Consider the following 23,686-nt stretch of genomic DNA (forward strand, 5'->3'; position numbering starts at 1 on the left):
GCGTGCGCGCGGGCCGGTCAGTACGAGCGCGGCAGCCCCAGGGTGTGCTGCGCAACGAAGTTGAGGATCATCTCCCGGCTGACCGGCGCCACCCGGCCGACCCGGGTGGCGGCGATCAGGGCGGCCAGCCCGTACTCCTGGCTCAGGCCGTTGCCGCCCAGGGTTTGCACGGCCTGGTCCACGGTGCGGCAAGCCGCCTCGCCGGAGGCGTACTTGGCCATGTTGGCCGCCTCGCCGGCCGCCAGGTCGTCGCCGCCGTCGTAGAGGGCGGCGGCCTTGCGCATCATCAGACGGGCGAGTTCGATCTCGATCGCGCATTGGGCCAACGGGTGGGACAGCCCCTGGTGGGCACCGATCGGGGTGTCCCAGACCGTGCGGGTCTTCGCGTACTCCACTGCGGTGTTGAGGGCCTGCCGGGCCACCCCGAGCGAGAAGGCGGCGGTCATGATGCGCTCGGGGTTCAGACCGGCGAAGAGTTGCAGCAGACCGGCGTTCTCGTCGCCTACCAGGGCGTCGGCCGGCAGCCTGACGTCGTCGATGAAGACCTGGAACTGCTTCTCGGGCGAGACGAGTTCCATCGGAATCGGACGGTACTCGAAGCCCGGCGTCTCGCGCGGGACGATGAACAGCGCGGGCTTGAGCTTGCCGGTGCGGGCGTCGGCGGTGCGGCCGACCACCAGGACGGCGTCCGAGCGGTCGATGCCGGAGATGAAGACCTTGCGGCCGTTCAACACCCAGTCCTCGCCGTCGCGGTGGGCGACGGTGGAGAGCTTGTGCGAGTTGGAGCCGGCCTCCGGCTCGGTGATGGCGAAGGCCATCCGGCGGGTACCGTCGGCGAGGCCCGGCAGCCACTGCTGCTTCTGGGCGTCGGTGCCGAAGCGGGCGAGGATCGTGCCGCAGATCGCCGGCGAGACCACCAGCATCAGCAACGGGCAGCCCACCGTGCCGAGTTCTTCCAGCACGATGGCGAGGTCGGCCACTCCGCCGCCACCGCCGCCGTACTCCTCGGGCAGGTTGACGCCCAGGTAGCCCAGCTTGCCCGCCTCGGCCCAGAGTTCGTCGGTGTGCTCGCCCGCCCGGGCCTTGGCCAGGAAGTAGCTCGAACCGTAGCGGCGGCCCAGGTCCCCGACGGCCTGGCGGAGCGCGATGCGCTCGGGGGTCTCGATCAGCGGGCTCTCGGTGGTGCGCGGTGCGGACATGTCCGGTCCTCCCGGGCTTGAAGGGGGTTGGGGTGTTGGGGTGTTCAGGTGTTGGGGTGTGCTCAGGCGGCCTTGGTGGCGCTCTCCTGGTCGGAGGGCTCGACGACGGCGAGGACCGCGCCCAGTTCGACCTGCTGGCCGGCGACGGCCCGCAGGTCGGTCACCGTGCCGTCCTGCGGGGCGACCACCTGGTGCTCCATCTTCATCGCCTCCAGCCAGAGCAGCGGCTGGCCCGCCGCGACCCGGTCGCCGACGGCGGCCGCGAGGCGGATCACGGTGCCGGGCATCGGCGCGAGCAACGCGCCTGGTGTGCGCTGCTGTTGCGGCTCCGGGAAGCGCGGCAGCGCGGTCAGTGCGACGGCGCCTGCGGCGCAGTCGACGTGGACGTGGCTGCCGTAGCGGGCGACGTGCAGGGTGCGGCGGATACCGTCGAGTTCCAGCACCACCTGGTCCGGCGCGGCGCTCAGCAGCCGGATGTCCGGATGGCCCTCGGCCCGCAGGCCGTCCCTGGTCAGCCGGTAGCGGACCTCCAACTCACAGCCGTCCGCCGAGAGATAGCGCTTGACCTGGGACTGTGACGGCAGGTTGCGCCAGCCCGAGGGCAGCGCGGAAGGACGGGCCGCCGCGTCGGCCAGGGCTGCGGCCAGCGCGGCGAGTGACGGCAGGCGCTTGTCCGGCGGCCCGGCGAGCAGGTCCGCCGCGTGCTCGGGCAGGAAGGCGGTGTGCACCCGGCCGGCCAGGAAGGCCGGGTGGCGCAGCGTGCGCACCAGCAACTCCCGGTTGGTGACCAGCCCGTGGATCCTGGCCCGGTCCAGTGCACCGGCCAGTCGGCGGGCGGCGGCGGCGCGGGTCGGCGCCCAGGCGATCACCTTGCCGAGCATCGCGTCGTAGTGGATACCCACCACCGTGCCGTCCACGACGCCCGCGTCCACCCGCAACCCGGCCTCCCGGCCGGTGAGTTCGAAGCGAACGCCGTCCAGCTCGAAGCGGTGCAGGGTGCCGGTCTGCGGCTGCCAGTCCTGGGCCGGGTCCTCCGCGTAGAGGCGCGCCTCGATCGCATGGCCGCGCACCGTCGGCGGGGTGGCGGCGAGCATTCCGCCCTCTGCCACGTCCAGTTGCAGGGCCACCAGGTCGAGCCCGGTGACGCACTCGGTGACCGGGTGCTCCACCTGCAGGCGGGTGTTCATCTCCAGGAAGAAGAACCGGCCGTCCGGTGCGAGCAGGAACTCCACCGTGCCGGCGCCGGTGTAGCCGATCGCGCGGGCCGCCGCCGTTGCCGCCGAGGACAGTTCGGCGCGCAGCGCATCGTCCAGTCCGGGCGCCGGGGCCTCCTCCAGCACCTTCTGGTGCCGACGCTGCACCGAGCAGTCGCGCTCACCGAGCGACCAGACCGTACCGTGCGTGTCCGCCAGCACCTGCACCTCGACGTGCCGGCCGGTGGGCAGATACGGCTCACAGAACACCTCGCCGGAGCCGAAGGCGGCCGCCGCCTCGGCCTCAGCCGCTGCCAACTCACCCGGCAGGTCGGCCAGTCGGCGGACCACGCGCATACCGCGGCCGCCGCCGCCGGCCGCCGCCTTCACCAGCAGCGGGAGGTCCGCCTCGGTGGCCCCGGCCGGGTCGACCGCGCCGAGCACCGGGACCCCTGCTGCGGCCATCAGGCGCTTGGCGGCGGTCTTGGAGCCCATCGCGGCCATCGCCCGCGGCGGCGGCCCGACCCAGGTCAGCCCCGCGTCCAGCACCGCCTGCGCGAACGCCGGGTCCTCGGAGAGGAATCCGTACCCCGGGTGGACGGCATCCGCGCCCGCCTCCAGGGCGGCCCGCACCAGCAGGTCGGCCCGCAGATAGGTGTCGGCGGGCGCCGCGCCCGGCAACCGTACGGCGGCGTCGGCCTCGCGGACGTGCGGGGCGTCCGCGTCCGGGTCCGAGTGGACCGCGACGGTGGCGATGCCGAGGTCGCGGCAGGTCCGGAAGACCCGCCGTGCGATCTCCGCCCGGTTGGCGACCAGCAGGGTAGTGATCATCCGATGCTTCCTGTTCTCCGTATCGGGTCGGCGGCTTCCATGGCCTCTGTGGCCTCTGTGGCTCTGTGGCCTCCGCAGGCGGTGTCCATGGGCCGGTTCACATCCGGAAGACGCCGTAACCGCGCGCGCCCTCGACCGGCGCGTTGTGGATCGCCGAGAGGCAGAGCCCGAGCACCGTACGGGTGTCGCGCGGGTCGATCACCCCGTCGTCGTAGAGCCGTCCGGAGAGGAAGGCCGGCAGCGACTCCGCTTCGATCTGTTGCTCCACCATGGCGCGGATCGCGGCGTCCGCGTCCTCGTCGTACGGCGCTCCCTTGGCCGCCGCCGACTGACGGGCGACGATCGACAGCACCCCCGCCAGCTGCTGGGGGCCCATCACCGCCGACTTGGCGCTCGGCCAGGCGAACAGGAACCGCGGGTCGTAGGCCCGCCCGCACATGCCGTAGTGCCCGGCGCCGTAGGAGGAGCCCATCAGGACGGAGATGTGCGGCACGGTGCTGTTGGCGACCGCGTTGATCATCATCGCGCCGTGCTTGATGATGCCGCCCTGCTCGTAGTCCTTGCCGACCATGTAGCCGGTGGTGTTGTGCAGGAACAGCAGCGGGATGTCGCGCTGGTTGGCCAGTTGGATGAACTGCGCGGCCTTCTGCGACTCCGCTGAGAACAGCACTCCCTGCGCATTGGCCAGGATGCCGACCGGATAGCCGTGCAGGGTCGCCCAACCGGTGGCCAGGCTCGTCCCGTAGAGGGGTTTGAACTCGTCGAAGTCGGACCCGTCGACGATGCGCGCGATCACCTCGCGCGGGTCGAACGGCACCTTAAGGTCACCCGGGACAATGCCGAGCAGCTCCTCCTCGTCGTACTTCGGCGCCTCGGCGAGCGGGTCGGGTGCCGCGCCCGCGCGGCGCCAGTGCAACCGGTGCACGATCCGGCGGGCGAGCCGGATCGCGTCCTGCTCGTCGGCCGCGAAGAAGTCGGCCAGGCCCGAAGTCCGGGCGTGCATCTCGGCGCCGCCGAGCGACTCGTCGTCCGACTCCTCGCCGGTCGCCATCTTGACCAGCGGCGGCCCGCCGAGGAAGACCTTGGCCCGCTCCTTGACCATCACGGTGTGGTCGGACATCCCCGGCACATAGGCCCCGCCCGCCGTGGAGTTGCCGAAGACCACCGCAACAGTCGGGATCCCGGCCGCCGACAGCCGGGTGAGGTCGCGGAACAGCGCGCCACCCGGGATGAAGATCTCCTTCTGGCTGGGCAGGTCGGCGCCGCCGGACTCGACCAGGTTGATCAGCGGCAGCCGGTTGCGCAGCGCGATCTCGTTGGCCCGCAGCGCCTTGCGCAGCGTCCACGGGTTGCTCGCACCGCCGCGCACCGTCGGGTCGTTGGCGGTGATCAGGCACTCGGTGCCCGCCACCACCCCGATTCCGGTGACCAGCCCGGCGCCCACCGGGTAGTCGCTGCCCCAGGCGGCCAGCGGGGAGAGCTCCAGGAACGCCGAGTCCGGGTCGAGCAGCAGCTCGATCCGCTCGCGGGCCAGCAGCTTGCCGCGCTTGCGGTGCCGCTCCACGTACTTGGGGCCGCCGCCGGCCAGCGCCTTGGCGTGCTCGGCGTCGAGGCCGGCCAGCTTGTCGAGCATCGCCGTGCGGTGCGCGGCGTAGTCGGGCGAGCCGGGGTCGAGGCGGGTCGGCAGGACGGTCACAGCAGGGCCTCCGGAATGTCGACGTGACGCGAGCGGAGCCACTCCCCCAGCGCCTTGGCCTGCGGATCGAACCGGGCCTGCGCGGCCACGCCCTCGCCGAGCAGACCGGTGATCACGAAGTTGACCGCCCGCAGGTTCGGCAGCAGGTGCCGGGTGATGGGCAAGTCGGCTGCCTCGGGCAGGAGTTCGCGCAGTTTGTGGACGGTGAGGGTGTGCGCCAGCCAGCGCCAGCCGTCCTCGCTGCGGGCCCAGAGGCCGACGTTGGCGTCGCCGCCCTTGTCGCCACTGCGCGCGCCGGCCAGCAGGCCGAGCGGGGCGCGGCGGGTGGGGCCCGGTTCGGCCGGCTCGGGGAGCAACGGGTCAGGGAGCAACGGGTCGGGGAGTTCCGCGAGTTCACGGGTCGCCTCGGCGGGTGCGATCGCGCGCCGACTCCCGTCCGGCAGGACCGCCCAGTGCTCGACCAGCTTGGCGTCCACGTACACGGCCTCGAACACCCCGTACGGCGCGCCCGGTCCCGGCGGCGCGGTCAGGTGGAAGCCCGGGTAACCCGCCAGCCCCAGTTCCACGGCCGCCGCGCCGACCGGCCGACCGACCCTGGCGGCGTCCGGGTCGCGGACGGTGAGCTGGAGCAACGCGCTGGCCTGCTGCTCGGTCGCGGCGTCCGGCTGCTCGGTACGGGCCAGCGTCCAGCGGACCTCGGTCGGACGGCGCACGCCGTCCAACGCCTGCTCCAGCTGCGTGCGGACCAGCGCCGCTTTGGCCTCGATCTCCAACCCCGTGAGGACGAAAGTCACTTCATTGCGCCAGCCGCCGATCCGGTTGAGCCCGACCTTCAGCGTCGGCGGCGGCGCCTCCCCGCGCACGCCGCTGATCCGGACCCGGTCCGGGCCCTCCTGCGTCAGCCGTACGGTGTCCAGGCGGGCCGTCACGTCCGGCCCGGCGTAGCGCGGTCCGGCGGTCTCGTAGAGCAGCTGCGCAGTGACGGTGCCGGTGGTGACCGCACCGCCGGTGCCCGGATGCTTGGTGATCACGCTACTGCCGTCCGGGTACACCTCGGCGAGCGGGAAGCCCGGGCGGGTGACGTCGTGCTCGGTGAAGAAGGAGTAGTTTCCGCCGGTGGCCTGCGCCCCGCACTCCAGCACATGCCCCGCCACCACCGCCCCGGCCAGCGCGTCCAAGTCGCCCCGCCCCCACCCGAAGTGCGCCGCCGCCGGCCCGACGACCAGCGCCGCGTCGGTCACCCTGCCGGTGACCACCAGGTCGGCACCGGAGCGCAGGCACTCCGCGATGCCCCAGGCGCCGAGGTAGGCATTGGCGGCGAGCAGCCCGGTCGCGCCGGCGGGATCGGTGAACTCGGCCGCCCTGGGCAGCAGATCATCCCCCTCCACATGCCCGACCCGCAGCGCCAACCCCTGCGCCTGCGCCAACTCCCGGATCGCCTCCGCCAGTCGGGCCGGGTTCAGCCCACCCGCGTTGACCACTATCCGCACCCCGCGCTCGACGGCCAGCCCGAGACACTCCTCCAGCTGCCGCAGGAATGTCTTGGCATACCCCGCCCGCGGGTCCTTCAGCCGGTCCCGCGCCAGGATGAGCATCGTCAGCTCGGCGAGATAGTCCCCGGTCAGGACGTCCAACGGCCCCCCGGTCAGCATCTCCCGCACCGCCGAGAACCGGTCCCCGTAAAACCCCGAGGCATTGCCGATCCGCAGCATCTGCCGCCCTGCCAGGTCGAGTTCGCCCACCACGCACCCCTTCGTCCGCCAGCAGGACGAAGCGTGGCAGCGATGGGGGAAAAAAGCAATCATGCATGCTTGTTATCTGGCCTGAGCTTGCTGGCCACCGCCGAAATCCACTTGAGACCGGACACGTTGATTGGCGATGGGACTCGATAGTTTGTGAGAGCGGCGACCGACTACAGAGAGCAGTTGAGCCGTGACACGTCGGCTGAGCGTAGTCGCGGTAGTTGGAACCGGCGTCGGGGCGGCAGGCGGGTAGAGCACCGATAGAGTCGGCTGGTGATCGAGCGCATTACCCAAACGTCCCTGCCAACCCGAGATCAACTCTGCGCTCTGCGTGACTTCGTTCATGGGCGGAGCTACTCTGCCGGCTCGGTTGCCATTCGGCTTCCTGGTCAGCCGCCTCATGCTGCGGACTCGGGTGTGGCCGATGCGGCCCGTGCCTCGGGCGCCCTGTATGACGTCACCAACGTCCTGTGCAAGCGCCTGCTCGCCGAACTCGACGCTGGTCAGCCCGGCGCCGCTGCCGAGCTCGCGTGGGAAGCGCTTCTCGCGATCGCAGGCGCTTGGCGAGATGCACCCAATGTTCCCGCTGAGCTGCCGAAACTGGTGGCTGGTACTGACCTGCGAAATGCCTGAGCCAAGGATCTTGGATCTTCGCGGCTAAGGGGACTTACCGGGGAACCCTCGACGGTCACCCAGGTCACCCGCACCGACGTCTTGCTTCGTTCGCCCGGCACGGCCGTCGACCGACGGGCAGCGAACGGGCCCGGCTGGCCCTGTTCGCCACCAAGGTCCGCAACCCCGTCGGCACCACCACCCTGTCCTACACGTGGTTCAACCGCGGCTTCCGGGACTGGGGGAACGAACTCGACCTGGGCCAGCTCGTCTTCCATCAGGCTCGCCACACGCTGGCCACCAATCTGCTGCGGGCCGGTGCCTCGCTGACCCACATCCGCCGTTACCTCGGCCAGGTTTCAGACCGCATAGCCGAGCATTACGTGCATCTGACCAGCCCTGATCTGGAGGACGTGCTCCAGCACATCTGGGTCGCCGGCCCCGGCACCGCCCAACCGGGCGAACTCCTGGCCGGGGACGCCACCCCGCTCACCCGCGCGCAGGCCCAGGCCGCCCCCGCCGAGATCCTCACCCAGCGCACCCGCATCGGCAAACTCCTCCGACGGGTCCGCGACTTGGAAGCCGAGTGGACCCAGGAGGCCATCCAGCGGATCACCACCGAGAACACCACCCTCAAGCAGCGCGTCCGCCAGCTCACCGCCGACAACCGGTCCTTCGACGAACGCCTCAAGGCCGCCCGCTCCAACCTCCGCTTCCAGGACCGCCGCGTCGCCGACCTCGAAGCCCAGATCGCGGCCACCTGACCATTCAAGGAGTGCCGCTCGATCAGGTTCGTTGATCAGGGAAACCCTTGGTCAACGGACGCGCGGTATGCCAGGCTCCGCGATATGGAGCCCCACAACGAGCAGTCAGCAGGCGAGGTCCTGCATCAACGAGGCTGGCGCAAGGCGTTCACCGTCCAAGAGATGGTCGACAAATGGGCCTGGCTCGTGGGCGAGGTCGAAAACGGCTACGACGACATGGTCGAGGAATACACCAACGACCTCTACAGCCGGAACTGGCTCCACGAGGCATGGCCGATCCTCGCTGAACGCGTGATCGTGATCTGGACTCCGCAGATCAAAGCCCTCGACGACCAATTCCGAGCCGCCACCGTCTTTGACGACGGCATCGCCATGTCGCAGTTCCACCGGATCAGCGGATTCGACCCCATCGACATGTGGTGGTGGCGACGCCACCCCCGCCTGCTCGTTGGTGACCTCGGTCGTAGTCTCCGCCTGGCCGGAGCTGCCGAGTCGCCCTCGTCTTCCTGACGCCGTTCCAGCTCACGTCCCCTGCCGCGTCGACGGCAGCCACTCGGCATATCTGCTGGCGAGTTGGTCGCGCACCTTGGTGCTCTCGGCGAAGAGGTCCACGCCGCCGTCATAGGGGTGGACAACCCATGTACAGACGGGTGCAGTGAGGATGACGCCGCCGGTCATGTCATCGGCTACGCAGAGCAGGAGCCGGTCCAGTGCGGGATCGTACAGGTCCGTCGCGGAGACGTAGTGGTGCTGCCACGAGTGGAAGCCCGGCTCGATGGCCAGGTCATCGCTTCGCCAGTGCGCGGCCCCGGGCGTGGTGGCAGCGACCGCAGTGTCTCGCGGAGTCGGGGAACCGGTCGCGGACCAGGAGCAGGTGATCGCCACCAATCCTCCGCCGTCGACCGTGACGTCTCCGAGGAGATCCTCCAGAAGCGCGTGGTGACGACGCAGGATCTCGGCGTGCTCGGCGTCCGAGGTCGCATACCTCTTGCCCTCCGGGAGGGCGTGGAAGCGGACCCAGCGTTCTGGGAACTGGTGACGCAGACGGCGGGCCTCCGGCGGGCACTTAGGCCACGACCTGTTCCAGGCACCATCGAGTCCAGCAATGTCCACCGACTGGTCTCTGCCTCTCATAACACCGCAACATAGTCGATCTTGCCGTTGATGGGCAGTGAAATATCCGGCCGCTCGACGTCCCTCATGCTCGTGGCTTTGTTCACTGGTTTCGACAGCAGTTGTTCAGTGCTTCGGGAGGCACCCGGACCGCGGCGTGTTCGATGTTCACGAGAAGCGGCTCTGGCACGAGTTCTGTGGGAGCTCACGTTGCGTAAGTATTGATCTTCTTAGCCGCCCTCGTGAGGTTGCTTGAAAATCGTCGGGTGCCATCGTGCTGTCGCTGACACTTCTGGCCCGTGAACTGGCCCGGCTGGAGGCGTTGCTGTTTCCGGCGGTCGCGGACGTGAAGGTGCTGTCGGTCGACGTGAACAGCGAGGTGATTCAGGTCGAGGTGAGGTCCACGGCTGTTGGGGCGCCGTGCCCGGGATGTGGGGTCCGGTCGAGTCGGCTTCACGGCTCCTACCTGCGCTCTCCCACGGACATGCCGAGCGCGGGCCAACGAGTGCTATTGCATCTGCACGTCCGCCGGCTCATCTGCGCCGGCACGTCTTGTGAGCGGCGGACTTTCGCCGAGCAGGTGCCGGGCCTGACCCGTCGGCACAGTCGCTGGACCGAGCGGTTGCGGACGGCGCTGGCCAGCATTGGCCTGGCGCTGGCCGGCCGGGCCGGTGCCAAGTTGGCTGACGTCCTCGGGGTCTCGATCAGTCGTAGTGCCGTGTTGCGACTGGTCCACGCACTGCCCGAGCCACAGCTGCCGTCTCCGCGGGTGGTGGGGTCGACGAGTACGCGATGCGCAAGGGCCGCGTCTACGGGACCGTGCTGATCGACATCGAGACGCGGCGGCCGGTGGACCTGCTGCCGGACCGGGAAGCGGCGACGGTCGCCGCCTGGCTCGCAGAGCGTCCCAGCATCGAGGTCGTCTGCCGTGACCGGGCCCCGTTCTTCGCCGAAGGAGCCCGGACCGGCGCCCCGCAGGCTGTCCAAGTCGCAGACAGGTGGCATCTCTGGCACAACGTCAGTGAGGCCGCCGAGCGGTGCGTCACCCGCCACCGTGCCGCCCAACACGTCTCCCCAGTCCGCAGTCACACCGAGGGGCCATGATCACCCCCGGTCAGATTCCACGTAGCTGTAATGATCAAGCGCCAGATGTACGGCCGGGCCGGCTTCGGCCTGTTGCGGAAGCGAGTCCTTCTCGCCTGAGTGCAGCTCTGTCGGTCGGTCCGATCAGCTGAGCGCGAGCGGCACGGCATCCAGGCCCAGCTTGCTCCGGCATGAGCCGACAGCCCGCGTGACCCATGCGGCCACGGCGTCGTGATCTGCCGCGATCGCGTGTAGCGCCCGTGCCTTCTCCTGGGCTTCGGCCATCCAGGGCGCCAGTGCGTCCTCTCGGAGGACTCGCTCGAAGTGATCGCGGGCCGTGTCCGGGTCCCCGATCAGGGCGGCTGCGATTCCGGCGTCGAAGCCGTCCCAGAGGAATCCCGGCCGCACCGGCCTGGATGTCACGTATTGGGCGACGTCCGGCAGAGCCGGGAACTTCTGCCTCAGCGCAGTTACATCCGCCGCGGCTCGTCGGCTCAGTTCGAGTGCCAGCGGCTTGAACTGGTTCTCGGTGCGGAACAGCTCAGCGCCGGACTGGCCTGCGTCAACGTGGAAGGCCAAGCGGTCCACGTCGTGCCACAGCCACATCGCACCGATGTGCAGACCACTGCCGGCAGTCCGCGGCGGGGTGAACTCCACAACCCCGAGCCACCACCCGTGATCATCAATCCACAGCCGCGACCGCCCGCGCTGGGCCAGGCCGAGCGGCTTCAGGGACTCCCGCGCCGCCGAGGTGATGATCCGGAGAACCGGACTGCGATCTGCCATGACCGGCATTATCGACCGTCCTACCGACATCACCAGCGGCACTGAGCGTCACCGTTCCACAGAACTCGTGCCAGATCCCGAGAAGCGACAGCGCCCTCGCTCGGCGACGAGAACGTTGCCGCACCAGGTAGGCCCTACGAGTTACTGGATACTCCAGCGGTGCGGATGGTCGGGATCGGTGAGGCAGGCGAAGACGTTGAGCTCGCCGAATCGGCTCACGGTGACTTCGGTGGGGGTGGCGGACCGATGGGTGGGAAGGTCTCGGTCCTCCAGCGGCTTCCAGCTGCCGCTGCCGCCGTCCCACTCCGAGCTGTCGATGGTCAGTAGGAGGTGCATCGGCGTCCTACAGGTCTGGCAGTCCATGGGGTACGGGTCAGTGGCGTGCCAGGAGGCGAAGCCACCGACGCGCCAGCCGGGCGGGATGGACAGGTCGTATTGGTAGCCGACCGGATCAGCCGCATTCTCGTCCGCCGACTGCTCGACCTCCTCTTCCTGGGCTTCGTCCCAGGCGTCGAGCCGGGTGCACAGGTCCTCGGGCAGGAGGCCGGCGAACGGGTAGGTGGCCACCTGCTCCGGGTGCAGGACACAGGGCTCGGGTACGAACCCGGCGGATCCGACGACCAGCGGCTGCGGTGGTGCGGTCAGCATCTCGCCGACCTCCCAGGACCGCCGCCAGCGCAGGTGCAGTTCCAGGTCGTACCGGCTCGGGCCGTGCGCGTCGAAGGGGCACCAGAACACCTGGAGCAGGTCGCAGTTGCCCGGCCCGACCGGCAGGTCGGGAAGATCCCGCCGGTACAGCTGCGCGAGGCCGATCATCGGCAGCGGGTCCGTCTCCGACACCTCGGGAGGCCGGTGTTCCAGGCGTAGCTCGTCCAGGAGCTTCCGCTCCTCATCCGTGGGCCCCGGGTTCTGCTCCCGGGCCCATGCGGCAGACAGGACCTGTCGCCACTGGTGGATGTCAGCCGGGCGCCGCCCCCGCCGGCGGCCGTGTGCCTCGCTGCACACCGGCCACGGCTCGTTCGCCGGCCACAGCATCGGGCCGCCCACCGAGCTGGCCGACACCTCCGGGCTCCCCGGCCGCGGGTGGAGGCGCGTCGTCGTGCCCCGGTAGGCGGCCAGTTCCGGGAAGAGCACCTCGACATCGAGCGGGCGCGGGGGCGTGGTCCTGGTCATGGACGCGACCTTAGACACCCGACTACCACGGCCATCCAGCACCCCCAGCAGCAGCTTCTCCGTACCCGTACTGCTGTCGAAACCCGCGAACACGTTGTTTCCTTCGCGGGCGTCGGGTGCCTCCCAACGCGATGTACATCCGCGTTCTCACGGACAGAGCCATGCTCGCGGTGACAGGGCTGGACCAGCTCAGTCCTGCGATGAAGGCATCTGGCCGTCAGACGACGAGGGCACTTGAGAACCACTCCGACGAGCGACGCAGAACCACAGCACGCCCCCGTCGCTGACATGTAGTCTATGAATCGTCGCAGTTCAGAGCCGGTTTCCGAGCTCCTGCCGTCGGTAAACCTCGCCAGGCGTCGGAACTACTGGAGACCTGTCGCAGTCCGGACGAGGTCGGCGACGGCTCTGGACCGGCTGTGCGGCGGCCAGGCGATCACGGTGGTGACTGTCGGCGCGTCCAGCACGGGCACGGCGGCGAGGTCGCCGGGAAGTTGGGCTCGGCACGACTCCGGTGAGACCGCGCAGGCACGGCCGAGCGCGACGAGCTGCAGCAACTGCGCGTGGTCGCGGACCTGTGGGCCCGGACCTGGCGGGTAGCTGCCGTCGGGGTCGGGCCAGCGTGGCAGGGGCAGGCTCGGCAGCCCGGTGATGTCGGCCATGTGCACGTGGGTCCGGGAGGTGAGCGGATGCCCGGCCGGCAGGACCACCACCTGGCCCTCTGTGCTGAGTTCTTCGGTGTGGAACCCGGCCGTCGAGTCGAACGGCCGGTGCAACAGCGCCACGTCGGCCCGGCCTTCGCGCAGGAGCTGTTCCTGCTCGGCCGGGCCGCACAGGATGACGTCGACGGGGACCGCGCCGGGTTCCGCGGCGTACGCGTCGAGCAGTTTCGCCAGCAGTTCGCGGGACGCGCTGGCTTTCGTGACCAGGACGAGCCCGGGGCGGCCGGGGCGGGAAGCGGCGGCGCGGCGGGTCCGGCGCTCGGCGGCGTCGACCGCCTCCAGGGCCGCCCGGCCCTCGACCAGCAGGACCGAGCCGGCCTCGGTCAGCGTGACGGTGCGGCTGGTCCGGTCCAGCAGTGCTGCCCCGAGTCGACGTTCGAGCTGCTGGATCGCCCGTGACAGCGGCGGTTGCGCGATCCCGAGGCGCAGCGCGGCGCGCCCGAAGTGCAGTTCTTCAGCGACGGCGACGAAATACCGCAGTTCCCGGGTCTCCACGCGACTACGCTACCCCGGATCAATACCTGGACGGTATCAGTGCCCACCCGATCGGTCTTGGACCCCAGCCGGGAGCCGGGGGCAGCATGATCCCCATGAGCGAACGAACGATCGCGCTGGTCACCGGCGCGAACAAAGGAATCGGCTACGAGATCGCCGCGGGCCTGGGCGCCCTCGGCTGGAGCGTCGGCGTCGGCGCCCGCGACGACCAGCGCCGTGAGGCCGCGGTGGAGAGACTGCGCGCGGCCGGCATCGACGCGTTCGGCGTACCGCTGGACGTGACCGACGACGCGAGCGTGAGCGCCGCCGCGCGGTTGATCGAAGCAAGGGCCGGGCGCCTCGACGTGCTCGTCAACAACGCCGCCATCACAGGCGGCATGCCGCAGGAGCCCACCCAGGTCGATCCCGCCACCATCCGGACGGTCGTGGAGACCAACGTGATCGGCGTCATCCGCGTCACCAACGCGATGTTGCCGCTGCTGCGCCGCTCCACCTCACCGCGGATCGTGAACATGTCCAGCAGCGTCGGCTCCCTGACCCGGCAGTCGGGAACCGCCGCCGAGCTGACGACGGGTCCGGTGGCCGTGGCGTACGCACCGTCGAAGACCTTCCTGAACGCCGTCAGCCTCCAGTACGTCCGGGAGTTGAGCGGCACGAACATCCTGATCAACGTCGGCTGCCCCGGCTACGTCGCCACCGACCTCAACGGCTTCCGCGGCGTGCGCACCCCCGCACAGGGCGCGGAGATCGCCGTCAAACTCGCGACCCTGCCCGACGACGGCCCGACCGGCAGGTTCTTCGAGGACGCCGGAGAAGTGCCCTGGTGATGTGCACGGCAGTCATCTCCGGCCGGGTACAAGGCAGTTCACCGTAGGTTGCAAGCACAGGGCCTGGACCGGCACGGTCGAGAACTGGTTCGGGGGTGCGGCCCCGATGGGGGGAGCCATCCGGACGCCTCCACGACGCGCTCATGGCCGGCGGAGGCGGGCCTGAAAGTCGAACACTCAGGCGGGCCGCTACCCCGCCAGCTCTGCCAGCCACGGGTGGCCGGGGTGCACGCGCTCCAGCCATCCGGCGAGGGCGTCCCGTCGGGGGCGGCTCAGCAGTGGCAGGACGCCGTCGAAGTCCGCCTGGTCCTTGGCCCGTATCGCCTTCGCCTTGAAGAGCAGTACCAACTCCGGTAGCAGGTAGGGGATTCCGTCCGCTGTCCGCTCGACGATCGCGTCATACGGCAGCCGCAGGCTCTCGTCCCGTCGGCAGATCCAGGTCCCGCCCTCGTGCGGCTCGCGGAACACGTCGAACAGGAACTGACCGCTTGCCGGATCCCGTGCCCAGGTCTGGTACGTGGCTGCCAGTGCCTCGGCTCCCGGCGTCGGCCAGACCTGGCCCGTACCCACCGCGTCGAAGACGAACTCGGGGAAGCGGTCCCTGATCTCCGGGAATCGCGCCGCGGGCACCGCGATCTCCAGATCGTCGTGCGGCCGCGACTGACTGCCGCGGAACAGATCCAGTGCCCATCCCGCTGCGACGCACCAGGGCGCGCTGACCCCGCCCAGCCGCTCCGCTACCTGTTCAGGCCGCCAGGCGTCGGCCCACCGGGCATCCAGTTCGTCCGCGTCGAGCACAACGCCGCCGGGCGGCAGAGCTTCGGTCATCGTGCCAACCTACCGTGTGGTGGCGGAGCCGCCCGGGTGGCCGCGTGAGCGGTCCGGGCGGCTCCGGGCGGGCTTTCGGCAGCCGGCCACGGGCTCCCCGGGGTCAGCGGTCCTTGAACTCCTCGATGGCCGCATAGACCGTGTCCCGCAGCGCGTCGCTTCCGACGTGCCCCGAGTCCTCGAAGATGTGCAGTCGCGCGTCCGGCCAGGCCTTCGCCAGCTCCCACGCCGTCTCCACCGGGCTGCCCATGTCGTGCCGGCCGTGCGCCAGCACTCCCGGGATCCCGGCCAGCTTGTGCGCGTTGCGCAGGAGTTGGTCCTCCTCCAGCCACGCACCGTTGCTGAAGAAGTGGGCGCAGATCCGGACGAACGCGATCTGCGCGTCGATCTCCCGGTCGCTGTACATGCCGGGGATGTGGGTGGGCTCGTTCGAGATGACCGCGTCCTCCCAGGCGAGCCAGTCGGCGGCGGCCTTCGCCCGGACCGCGCGGTCCGGGTTCTCCATCAGCCGCGCGTAGGCCGCGAGGAGGTCGCCGTCCCGCTCGTCCTCGGGGACGCCGTCGCGGAACCGGTCCCATGCTTCGGGCTGGAAGCGCCCGGCACCCCGGTAGAGCCAGTAGGTCTCGCTGGGGCGGGTCATCGTCACCGCCTGGATGATGACCTCGGTGACCCGCTCGGGGTGCTGCTGCGCATAGGCCAGGGCGAGCGTCGAGCCCCAGGAGGCACCGTTCACCAACCACCGCTCGATGCCGAGGTGTTCGCGCAGCCGTTCCATGTCGTCGATCAGGTGCTGCGTGGTGTTCAGACTCATGTCCGCCGCCGGGTCGCTGGCGTGCGGGGTGCTGTCACCGCAGTTGCGCTGGTCGAAGCGGATGACGCGGTAGCGCTCGGGGTCCCAGGCCCTGATCGGCCGCCGGGAGCCGGGTGCTCCCGGGCCGCCGTGCACGTATACGGCGGGTTTGCCTTGGGGATGGCCGAGTTGCTCGTAGTAGATGCGGTTGCCGTCACCGGTGTCGAGCATGCCGTGGTCATAGGGACTGGTGGGCGGGTAGAAATGGACCATAACCGACCAGCCTAGGGCGCGATCGCGATCGGGTTCCACTGATTTTCTCGCAACCCGCCGCGTGGGGAGGGGTGTTGAGACCGGTTTCACCCGGGCGTGCGCGGCGGCACTCGACTGCGTCGCCCGACGCACCTCCCGTGAGCTGCGAGAACGGCTGTCCGGTGGCCGAAGTCCGATGACCACCTCACGGAGTGGGACCCGGAGCGGTAGGAGGTGGAGGAGGTACAGGAGGCGTAGAAGGTGACGGTGCGCCACCTCGCCGGCCCGTCGGACGCGTCCTGACGGGCCGGCCGACTCACGGCCGACCCTCGACCAGCGCCTGCGCGTCCTCGCGCACCAGCGGGCAGGAGTCCGTCCGGGCGACGGTGAGCAGGCAGGCGCGGGCGGCCGGCGTGGCCAGTGCGGTGGGCGGCAGCCACTGCAGGGCGTGCAGCGCGTGCAGCCGGACGTCGTCGTCGGGGTCGCCGACGACGAGGCCGAGGACGAAGGCCAGGAGGCGCGCGCCGGTCTCGGCGTCGGCGCTCGCGTCGCTCAGGCAGAGGACCTTGACGGCCTCGATGCGGGCCAGGTCGTCATCGTCCTGGTCTGCGGCGATCGCGCACAGGACGTCGAACAGCTCCGGGGTGTACTCCGCCTCCAGGCCGTACAGGGCGTCACAGCGCTCGTCCTCGGGCAGTGAACGGTAGTGCACGGCGAAGGGGTGGGAGGCGGAGTCGCTCATGAGGTGACCTTCGGTCCGGGGCCGACGTTGCGTCAGACACCACGGTAGATCGGTGGCGTCCCGCCGTTACCGGCGACCCCGGCCGTGCACGATCCCCTTGTGAGACCCATGCCGGCGCAAAGCTTCCACCTCTGTCGACCGCCAACAGGCTGGGAGTTCCATGAGAGTGCGGACCGATCACGTCCGGTCGAAATCGGACATAGTGCCGCAGAACTGTCGCATCCGTACACAAGATCACCCTCGGCGGGCTCCGCAGGACACCGGAAGTTCCCAGCAAGGCCCAGGCTTCCTAAACGACGGTGCGGTTCAGTCAGAGGGCCGTCGGCGCTGCGTCCCCGCAAAGCGCCGGCGGACCATCCGCTTTCCCCGCATCTAGGAGGCACCGGCCTTGTCCCGGACCACCATCCGTTCCGCCGGCGCCGGCGCCGTGCTCGTCTCGGGCCTGCTGCTGCTCACGGGCTGTTCGTCCTCGTCCACGGCGACGACGGCGAGCGCGTCCAGCTCCCCGTCCGCGTCCGCGTCCGCCTCTGGCGGCCGGAACCAGGCGATGGCGGCCTACACCACCTGCCTGTCGCAGCACGGCGTCACCCTGCCCAGCCGGCCCAGCGGCCGTCCGAGCGGACGTCCGAGCGACCGCCCCAGCGGCTACCCGAGCGACCGTCCCAGTGGCGGCTACGGCGGCGGGTTCGGTGGCGGGTTCGGCGCCTCGGCCAGCCCCGCCATGAAGGCCGCGATGGACGCCTGCGCCTCGCTCCGCCCGCAGGGCGGTCAGGGTCGCGGCAACGGCGGCGGGCTCAACAGCACCGCGATGCAGGCCTTCACCGGCTGTATGAAGGACCACGGCGTGACCCTCCCCGCCACCGGCGGCCTCAAGGCGCTGAACACCGCCGACCCGGCGACGGCCGCCGCGTACAAGACCTGCGCGCCGCTGCTGCCGGCCGCCTCGGGCCAGCCCGCGGCCGGCGCGACGGAGAGCCCCAGCGCCTGATCCGGTAACCGCCGACAGCCGGTCGGCGACCGAGCTCGTCCGGCCGAGGGCACGGTCTCGTGCGCGGCGAGGCGCACCAACGAGACCAGCCGGACGTTCACCGACGCGAGGGCGGCCTGCTCCCACGAGCAGGCCGCCCTCGCGCTTCGCGTTCAGCGGGGCTCAGCCGGCTTCGGCTACACCGTGGCGTTCACGCTGGGTCCACGTGTTTTCGACGAGTTCGGCGAACGCGTCCCAGGTCGAGGTGTCCAGTCGGCGGACGGTATGAGCCATGGCCGGGGTCTCCGGGCGGTCGGCGGTCAGGTGCGCGAGGCCGCGGCGTCGAGGAGACGGGCGAGTTCGGCCGGCTCGGTGAACATCGGCCAGTGGCCGGAGTCGATGTCGACGAAGTCGACATGCTTGGCCCGGGCGAGTTCCGGCGCCTCGCCGGCCGCGATCCAGGCGCGGGCCTGCTCCGTGCTGAACTCCGGGCAGACCACCAGGACCGGGACGTCGTAGCGGCGCCGATCTGTCAGCCGGACCACGCCCCGGGCCACTTGCTCGGGGACGGGGATGGCAGCAGCCGCGATGCGCCGGCGGAGTTCCTCGTCGAGATCGGCGCTGTCCGCTCCTGCGAAAGGGCCCCAGCCCGGGAACGGCATGGCGCCGTCGCGCATGTCGAAGAAGTCGGCGTACGGCCGGCCGTCCTCGGTGGGGAAGCCGCCGATCAGCGCCAGCCTGGCCACCCCGTTCGGGCGCGCGTCAGCGGCCAGCCAGCCGAGGGTGCAGGCGGCTGAGTGCGCCACGAGCAGGGGCTTCTCCGCCGTCGCGTCGATCGCGGCGAGGACTGCCGCCAGCTGCTCGTCGAGCGTGGCGCAGGCGCGTCCGTCGCCCTGGCCCGGGAGGGTCAAGGGCTTCGGGCGGTGCCCGAGGGCCTCAAGGGCAGGTATCACCGCGTTCCAGGCGGTGCCGTCCAGCCACAGGCCGCCGATGAGCAGGATGTCCACAGTGATCCACTTCCATGTCGAGGTTGCGGCAGAGGTGGCCGAAGGCGTCGCGCGCCGGGCGCGGTCTGCCCGACCAGGTGCTCCCCATGCTAGGAGCGATTCAGGACGATCTGCTTCCTGATTGGCCGGCGGCCGCCTACGCTGTCCACCGTGCAGACCGGAACGAGTCCTACCGCCCGCGCACTGCGCACCTTGGAGATCCTGCGGACCCGCCCCGGCACGACGGCCGAGCAACTCGCGGAGAAGCTCGGGGTGACCGATCGCGCCGCACGTCGCTACGTCGCGATCCTCCGGGAGGCCGGCATTCCCGTGGACTCCGTGCGCGGCCCGCACGGCGGATACCGGTTGCGGCGAGGGACCCGGCTGCCGCCGGTGAGCTTCACCCAGAACGAAGCGCTCGGCCTGGTCATGGCGGTGCTCGACGGCAGGCCCGCCGCGACCGATCCCGGGGACCTGGTCGGCTCCGCTCTGGGCAAGGTCATCCAGGCGCTGCCCGAGGGGATCGGACGTCAGGCGGCCGCACTGCGCGAGCATGCCGCTGCCGCGCCCGATCCGGGTGCGGCCTACGCGGATCCCGCTGTCACGAGCGCCCTGGTGGACGCGATCGCTGCCCGGCGGCGCGTGGTGATCACCTACCGGAGCGCGGCCGGCAACCAGTGGCAGGCGGAGGTGGACCCGTGGGCGGTCGTCGTCCGCCGGGCGCGCTGGTACCTGCTGTGCCATTCCCATCGCGCGGACGCCGTGCGCACCTACCGGGTCGATCGCGTGCTGGCGGCCGAGGAGAGTGCGGTCGGGTTCCGGATGCCGGAGGACCTCGACCCGGTCGTGCTGCTGGAGGAGAACCTCGGCAGCGGATGGGCCTTTCCCACGCGCGTGCTCTTCGACGCACCGGTGGAGCGGGTCGCCCCGTGGGTCGGTCCGGCGATGGGACAGCTCGAACCGGTGGGGGTGGCGGAGGAACGCTGCGTGCTCGTCGGCAGCACCCGCAATCCGGCGATGTACGCGCAGGAGTGGCTGGCGGCGGTCCCATTCGACTTTCAGGTCGTCGGCGGGACGGAGCTTCGGGAGGCGGTGGCCACCCTGGCGGCCCGGCTGGGAGCCGCCGTGTCCGGACCGGCGTCGGGGGACGGCGCAGGGTGGGGCTCCGGGAGTCGTGGCGAGTGAAGGCGCAGGCCGGCGGCGGTGAAGGCGTCACGGGCGGCGGATAGGGTTCGGTGCGGGTGGGCGCAGCGCCGGTGCCCACCGGAACCGTCGAAGGGACCCCGCATGCCGACCGACCCCGCCCTCGGACCCGCCGCCGTACCGTCGCTCGCGCGGTTCGGCCTGGGCACCGCAGCCGTCGGACGGCCCGGCTACATCACGCTCGGGCGTGACCTCGACCTGCCGGCCGAGCGGACCGTCGAGGCGCTGCGGCGGCGGACCCACGCCCTGCTCGACGCCGCCTACGCGGCGGGCGTGCGCTACTTCGACACGGCCCGGTCGTACGGCCGCGCCGAGGAGTTCGTCGGCGAGTGGCTCGCCGCCCGGCCGCAGGCCGCGTCCGAGGTGCTGGTGGGCAGCAAGTGGGGCTACACCTACACCGCCGACTGGCAGGCCTCCGGCGTGCCCGTGCACGAGGTCAAGGAGCACTCCACGGCGGTGTTCGACCGTCAGATCACCGAGACCAGAGCGGCCTTGGGCGCCCGGCTGGGCATCTACCTGGTGCATTCGGTCACCCCGGACAGTCCGGCGCTGACCGACCCCGCGCTGCACGCCCGGCTGGCGGAGCTGGCCGCCGGGGGTGTCCGGGTCGGCCTGTCCACCAGCGGCCCGGCCCAGGCCGAGACGATCCGGGCGGCGCTGGAGGTGACGGCGGGGGGCCAGCCGCTGTTCGCCGCCGTCCAGGCCACCTGGAACGTGCTGGAGCCGTCCGCCGGACCGGCGTTGGCGCGGGCGCACGAGGCGGGTTGGCTCGTGGTGGTGAAGGAGGGGATGGCCAACGGCCGTCTCGCCGACCGCAACGCCACCGGCCCCGACACGGCCGCGCTGCGCGCACTCGCGGCCGGCACCGGAACGTCCTGCGACGCCCTGGCGCTGGCCGCGGCCGCCGCCCAGCCGTGGGCGGACGTCGTGCTCTCCGGGGCGGCCACCCCCGAGCAGTTGGCCTCCAACCTCACCGCCGCGGGAGTCGGCCTCGGCCCCGCGGACCTGGCCGCCCTCGACGCGCTCGCCGAGCCGGCGGAGGCCTACTGGCGCACCCGCGCCGCGCTGCCGTGGGCGTGAGGCCGTCAGCCCCCTGATCGGCTCAGGGGGCCGACGGCAGGGTGTCAGGACCGGTGTGCCACCGCTCGGCGCAGATCGTCCAGCCCGTCCGCGAGGTACCGGCGCACGGCTGCGGGCAGGTCGGTGCGGGCCAGGCACGCCTCGGCCGCGCGGACCGTGTCGGCGGTGGCCTCACCCGCCGGGAAGAACCTGCTGCAGAGCGCCCTGGCGACCGCGTCACCGCGCTCGCCGACCCCGGCGATCTGCTCGAAGTACCGCTGCACGTACTCCTGCCGGCTCTGCGCCGAGCCGGACTGCCAGAACCCCTCGGCCGTCGCCGTCAGCAGGTGGTTGGAGAGCGCGCCGGCGGTGAACAGCTGCTGCCAGGCGCGTTCCTTGGCCGCCGCCTCGGGCAGCGCGGCGCGGGCGCGGGCCGCGCCCTGTTCACCGATGTTGCTGGGGTCGGCGGCCAGCTCGGCGGCGATCTGCTCCTCGCCGGCGGCTCCGGCCGCCGCCAGCCGGGCCAGGGCGGCCCAGCGCAGGTCGGTGTCGAAGGCCAGGCCCGCCGGGAGCTCGCGGCCGGCCAGCCAGTCGGTCAGCCGGGCGAGCTGCTCCGCGCCGCAGGCGGTGGCGACCACCCCTCGCAGCGCGGCGATCCGCAGCCCGTGCGGCGCGTCCGGCAGGACCAGCACGGCCCGCGCGGTGTCGCCGAGCAGTCGCTGCGCGTCGTCCCGGTCGGCAGGGTCCAGGTAGCGGGCGACCACGTGATCGGTGGCGAAGGTCAGCACCGCCTCCACGATGGCGTCCACCCGCTCGGCCGGCAGGTGGGCGGCGACCAGGCGCAGGTAGTCGGCGGCCGGCAGTTCGGCGCTGCGGACCAGGTCGCGGGCGTGCTCCCAGAGCACGGCGCGGGCCGGCTCGTCCGTGACGGCCCCGAGCGAGGCGGCCACGGTGGCCGCCGAGTGCTCGTCGAGCCGGATCCGCGCCCAGCTCAGGTCGCCCTCGTTGGGCAGCAGCAGGGCCGGTCGGCTGGTGCCGGCCAGTTCGGGCAGCGGGGTGCGACCGCCGGGGGCGACGTCGACGTCCAGTCGCCCGCGCAGCACGACGGCCTCGCCGTCGCGCTCGTAGACGCCGACCCGCACGCGGTGCGGGCGGGTTCCCTCGTTGACCAACGCCGCCTCGACGAGCCGGTCGGTGCCCGCCTCGGTCTCGACCTCGATCCGCAGGGTGTCCACGCCGGTGGTGCGCAGCCAGACCTCGGCCCAGCCGGGGACGTCGCGCTCGGTGGCGGGGCTCAGCGCGGCCAGGAAGTCGCCCAGCTCCGCGCTGCCCCAACGGTGTTCGGCGAAGTAGGCGTTGAGCCCGGCGAAGAACGCCTTGTCGCCGAGCCAGTGCACCAGCTGGCGCAGCGCGGAGGCGCCCTTGGCGTACGAGATGCCGTCGAAGTTGGTGATCGCCTCGGCGGCCGTGGCGGTCGGGGCGCCGGCGATCGGGTGGGTGGTGGGGCGCTGGTCGGCGTCGTAGCCCCAGCTCTTGCGGCGCACCGCGAAGGACGTCCAGGCGCCGGTGTACCGGGTGGCCTCGGCCGCGATCCGGTAGCCGAGCATCTCGGCGAAGGACTCGTTCAGCCAGATGTCGTCCCACCAGGCCAGCGTGACCAGGTCCCCGAACCACATGTGCGCCATCTCGTGGCAGACCACCATCGCCCGCATCGCGCGCTCCGCGTCGGTGGCCGCGGAGCGGAAGAGCATCTCGTCCCGGAAGATCACGCAGCCCGGGTTCTCCATCGCGCCCCAGTTGAACTCGGGGACGAAGACCTGGTCGTAGCCGCCGAACGGATAGCGCTCGTCGAACAGTTCGTGCAGCCGGTCGAAGGCGGCCCGGGTCACCTCGAACAGGTCCTCGGCCTCGCGGTCGAGTTCGGCGGCGAGCGAGCGGCGGGCGTAGAGGCCCAGCGGGATGCCGTCGTGCTCGGCGTGCACCGCGTGCAGCGGACCGCCGACCACGGTGACCAGGTAGGTGGAGATCGGGCCGACCGGGGAGATCTCCCAACGGCCGTCGGCGAGGCGCGCGGAGGAGCCGTTGCCGACCACCGTCCAGTCCTCGGGCGCTGCGACGGTGAAGGTGAACGGCGCCTTGAGGTCGGGCTGGTCGAAGCAGGCGAAGAACTTCGGGGCGAGGTCGGGACCGCAGCTGGCATAGACGTAACCGGCGCCGTCGGCCGGGTCGGTGAAGCGGTGCAGGCCCTCGGAGGTGCGCGAGTAGGCCATGTCGGCCTCGACCAGCAGCTCGTTGTGCGCGGCCAGGGCGGGCAGCGGCAGGCGGTTGCCGTCGAGGGTGGCGGGGTCGAGGGGGCGGCCGTTCAGCTCGGCGCGGAGCAGGGCCTGCGGTTCGACCTCGACGAAGGACTCCGCGCCGGGCTGCGCGCAGTCGAAGCGGATCACGGCGGTGCTGCGGAAACCTCGGTCGCCGCGGGTGAGGTCCAGGTCGACGTGGTAGGACTGCACGGCGAGCAGCTGGGCGCGGTACACGGCTTCGGTACGGAGAAGGGCTGGCATGTTCGCATGCTGTCCCAGTGGCGGGCCCCGGACAAGCCGAATACGCCCGCGCCGTCCCCCGACCG

At 71.3% G+C, this 23,686-nt stretch carries 22 protein-coding genes and 1 pseudogene; 10 read left to right on the forward strand and 13 right to left on the reverse strand.

The genetic code is table 11. The features are described from left to right. Positions 1-17: 17 nt before the first annotated feature. From BS80_RS08325 to BS80_RS08340, 4 genes are all read right to left on the reverse strand, one after another. Positions 18-1,199: an acyl-CoA dehydrogenase family protein gene (locus BS80_RS08325; RefSeq protein ID WP_035795057.1), complete on the reverse strand. Its 1,182-nt coding sequence runs from the start codon at positions 1,197-1,199 to the stop codon at positions 18-20. Between the two features lie 62 nt (positions 1,200-1,261). Further along, positions 1,262-3,223: an acetyl/propionyl/methylcrotonyl-CoA carboxylase subunit alpha gene (locus BS80_RS08330; protein WP_035795059.1), complete on the reverse strand. Its 1,962-nt coding sequence runs from the start codon at positions 3,221-3,223 to the stop codon at positions 1,262-1,264. Positions 3,224-3,320: 97 nt separating this feature from the next. Next, on the reverse strand, positions 3,321-4,919 hold the full coding sequence (locus BS80_RS08335) for an acyl-CoA carboxylase subunit beta (RefSeq protein WP_035795061.1): 1,599 nt from the start codon (positions 4,917-4,919) through the stop codon (positions 3,321-3,323). After that, positions 4,916-6,631: an acyclic terpene utilization AtuA family protein gene (locus tag BS80_RS08340; RefSeq protein ID WP_035796970.1), complete on the reverse strand. Its 1,716-nt coding sequence runs from the start codon at positions 6,629-6,631 to the stop codon at positions 4,916-4,918. The genes BS80_RS08335 and BS80_RS08340 overlap by 4 nt, the downstream gene beginning before the upstream one ends. Before the next feature lie 303 nt (positions 6,632-6,934). Between BS80_RS08340 and BS80_RS40470 the strand changes: the two genes are divergently transcribed. From BS80_RS40470 to BS80_RS08350, 4 genes and pseudogenes are all read left to right on the forward strand, one after another. After that, the gene (locus BS80_RS40470; RefSeq protein WP_157536063.1) at positions 6,935-7,294 is read left to right on the forward strand and encodes a hypothetical protein; all 360 of its coding nucleotides are present in this window, start codon (positions 6,935-6,937) and stop codon (positions 7,292-7,294) included. Positions 7,295-7,434: 140 nt separating this feature from the next. Further along, a pseudogene (locus tag BS80_RS43475) lies at positions 7,435-7,656 on the forward strand (tyrosine-type recombinase/integrase); the annotation flags it as partial. After that, the gene (locus tag BS80_RS42560; protein WP_232246408.1) at positions 7,657-8,037 is read left to right on the forward strand and encodes a hypothetical protein; all 381 of its coding nucleotides are present in this window, start codon (positions 7,657-7,659) and stop codon (positions 8,035-8,037) included. 84 nt (positions 8,038-8,121) lie between these two features. Then, positions 8,122-8,547, forward strand: a complete 426-nt coding sequence (locus tag BS80_RS08350; protein ID WP_035795063.1) for a hypothetical protein — start codon at positions 8,122-8,124, stop codon at positions 8,545-8,547. 12 nt (positions 8,548-8,559) lie between these two features. Here the strand turns inward: BS80_RS08350 and BS80_RS08355 are convergent, their stop codons facing one another. Continuing rightward, positions 8,560-9,171, reverse strand: coding sequence for a DUF3885 domain-containing protein (locus BS80_RS08355; RefSeq protein ID WP_063771927.1), 612 nt, complete (start codon positions 9,169-9,171; stop codon positions 8,560-8,562). A gap of 373 nt (positions 9,172-9,544) precedes the next feature. Here BS80_RS08355 and BS80_RS40475 point away from each other — a divergent pair, with 373 nt between their 5' ends. Together BS80_RS40475 and BS80_RS40480 are read left to right on the forward strand one after the other, a co-directional pair. Further along, on the forward strand, positions 9,545-9,976 hold the full coding sequence (locus BS80_RS40475; protein WP_232246466.1) for a transposase family protein: 432 nt from the start codon (positions 9,545-9,547) through the stop codon (positions 9,974-9,976). Next, positions 9,943-10,254, forward strand: coding sequence for a transposase (locus BS80_RS40480; RefSeq protein WP_157536065.1), 312 nt, complete (start codon positions 9,943-9,945; stop codon positions 10,252-10,254). Before BS80_RS40475 ends, BS80_RS40480 begins: the two co-directional genes overlap by 34 nt. Before the next feature lie 123 nt (positions 10,255-10,377). Here the strand turns inward: BS80_RS40480 and BS80_RS08370 are convergent, their stop codons facing one another. From BS80_RS08370 to BS80_RS08380, 3 genes are all read right to left on the reverse strand, one after another. Further along, on the reverse strand, positions 10,378-11,019 hold the full coding sequence (locus tag BS80_RS08370; protein WP_157536067.1) for a hypothetical protein: 642 nt from the start codon (positions 11,017-11,019) through the stop codon (positions 10,378-10,380). 141 nt (positions 11,020-11,160) lie between these two features. Then, positions 11,161-12,192, reverse strand: coding sequence for a hypothetical protein (locus BS80_RS08375; protein ID WP_035795067.1), 1,032 nt, complete (start codon positions 12,190-12,192; stop codon positions 11,161-11,163). 365 nt (positions 12,193-12,557) lie between these two features. Further along, positions 12,558-13,409 carry a LysR family transcriptional regulator gene (locus BS80_RS08380; protein WP_035795069.1) on the reverse strand — a complete coding sequence of 284 codons (852 nt, stop codon included), beginning with the start codon at positions 13,407-13,409 and terminating at the stop codon, positions 12,558-12,560. Positions 13,410-13,504: 95 nt separating this feature from the next. On the opposite strand from BS80_RS08380, the gene BS80_RS08385 reads away from it, so the two are divergent. Further along, the gene (locus BS80_RS08385; protein WP_035795071.1) at positions 13,505-14,236 is read left to right on the forward strand and encodes an SDR family oxidoreductase; all 732 of its coding nucleotides are present in this window, start codon (positions 13,505-13,507) and stop codon (positions 14,234-14,236) included. A gap of 189 nt (positions 14,237-14,425) precedes the next feature. On the opposite strand, the gene BS80_RS08390 is transcribed toward BS80_RS08385, so the two are convergent. The 3 genes from BS80_RS08390 to BS80_RS08400 all read right to left on the reverse strand — a co-directional run bounded on the left by BS80_RS08390 (position 14,426) and on the right by BS80_RS08400 (position 16,848). Then, complete coding sequence (locus BS80_RS08390; RefSeq protein WP_035795079.1) at positions 14,426-15,064, reverse strand: nucleotidyltransferase domain-containing protein; 639 nt, start codon at positions 15,062-15,064, stop codon at positions 14,426-14,428. 103 nt (positions 15,065-15,167) lie between these two features. Further along, a complete protein-coding gene (gene pip / locus BS80_RS08395; RefSeq protein ID WP_035795085.1) occupies positions 15,168-16,127 on the reverse strand; it encodes a prolyl aminopeptidase in 960 nt (319 codons plus the stop codon). Positions 16,128-16,422: 295 nt separating this feature from the next. Further along, positions 16,423-16,848 carry a HEAT repeat domain-containing protein gene (locus tag BS80_RS08400; RefSeq protein WP_035795087.1) on the reverse strand — a complete coding sequence of 142 codons (426 nt, stop codon included), beginning with the start codon at positions 16,846-16,848 and terminating at the stop codon, positions 16,423-16,425. A gap of 388 nt (positions 16,849-17,236) precedes the next feature. Between BS80_RS08400 and BS80_RS37530 the strand changes: the two genes are divergently transcribed. After that, positions 17,237-17,836, forward strand: a complete 600-nt coding sequence (locus BS80_RS37530) for a hypothetical protein (protein ID WP_051966363.1) — start codon at positions 17,237-17,239, stop codon at positions 17,834-17,836. A 299-nt stretch (positions 17,837-18,135) separates the two neighbouring features. On the opposite strand, the gene BS80_RS08415 is transcribed toward BS80_RS37530, so the two are convergent. Beyond that, positions 18,136-18,822, reverse strand: a complete 687-nt coding sequence (locus BS80_RS08415; protein ID WP_035795089.1) for an alpha/beta fold hydrolase — start codon at positions 18,820-18,822, stop codon at positions 18,136-18,138. Between the two features lie 150 nt (positions 18,823-18,972). Between BS80_RS08415 and BS80_RS08420 the strand changes: the two genes are divergently transcribed. Next, the gene (locus tag BS80_RS08420) at positions 18,973-19,986 is read left to right on the forward strand and encodes a helix-turn-helix transcriptional regulator (protein ID WP_035795090.1); all 1,014 of its coding nucleotides are present in this window, start codon (positions 18,973-18,975) and stop codon (positions 19,984-19,986) included. A gap of 102 nt (positions 19,987-20,088) precedes the next feature. Beyond that, positions 20,089-21,084, forward strand: coding sequence for an aldo/keto reductase (locus BS80_RS08425; RefSeq protein ID WP_035795092.1), 996 nt, complete (start codon positions 20,089-20,091; stop codon positions 21,082-21,084). A gap of 44 nt (positions 21,085-21,128) precedes the next feature. Here BS80_RS08425 and pepN read toward each other — a convergent pair whose 3' ends face one another. Next, complete coding sequence (gene pepN / locus BS80_RS08430) at positions 21,129-23,621, reverse strand: aminopeptidase N (RefSeq protein WP_035795094.1); 2,493 nt, start codon at positions 23,619-23,621, stop codon at positions 21,129-21,131. Positions 23,622-23,686: the final 65 nt, after the last annotated feature.

This window comes from Kitasatospora mediocidica KCTC 9733, assembly GCF_000744225.1.
Taxonomy (GTDB): Bacteria; Actinomycetota; Actinomycetes; order Streptomycetales; family Streptomycetaceae; genus Kitasatospora; species Kitasatospora mediocidica.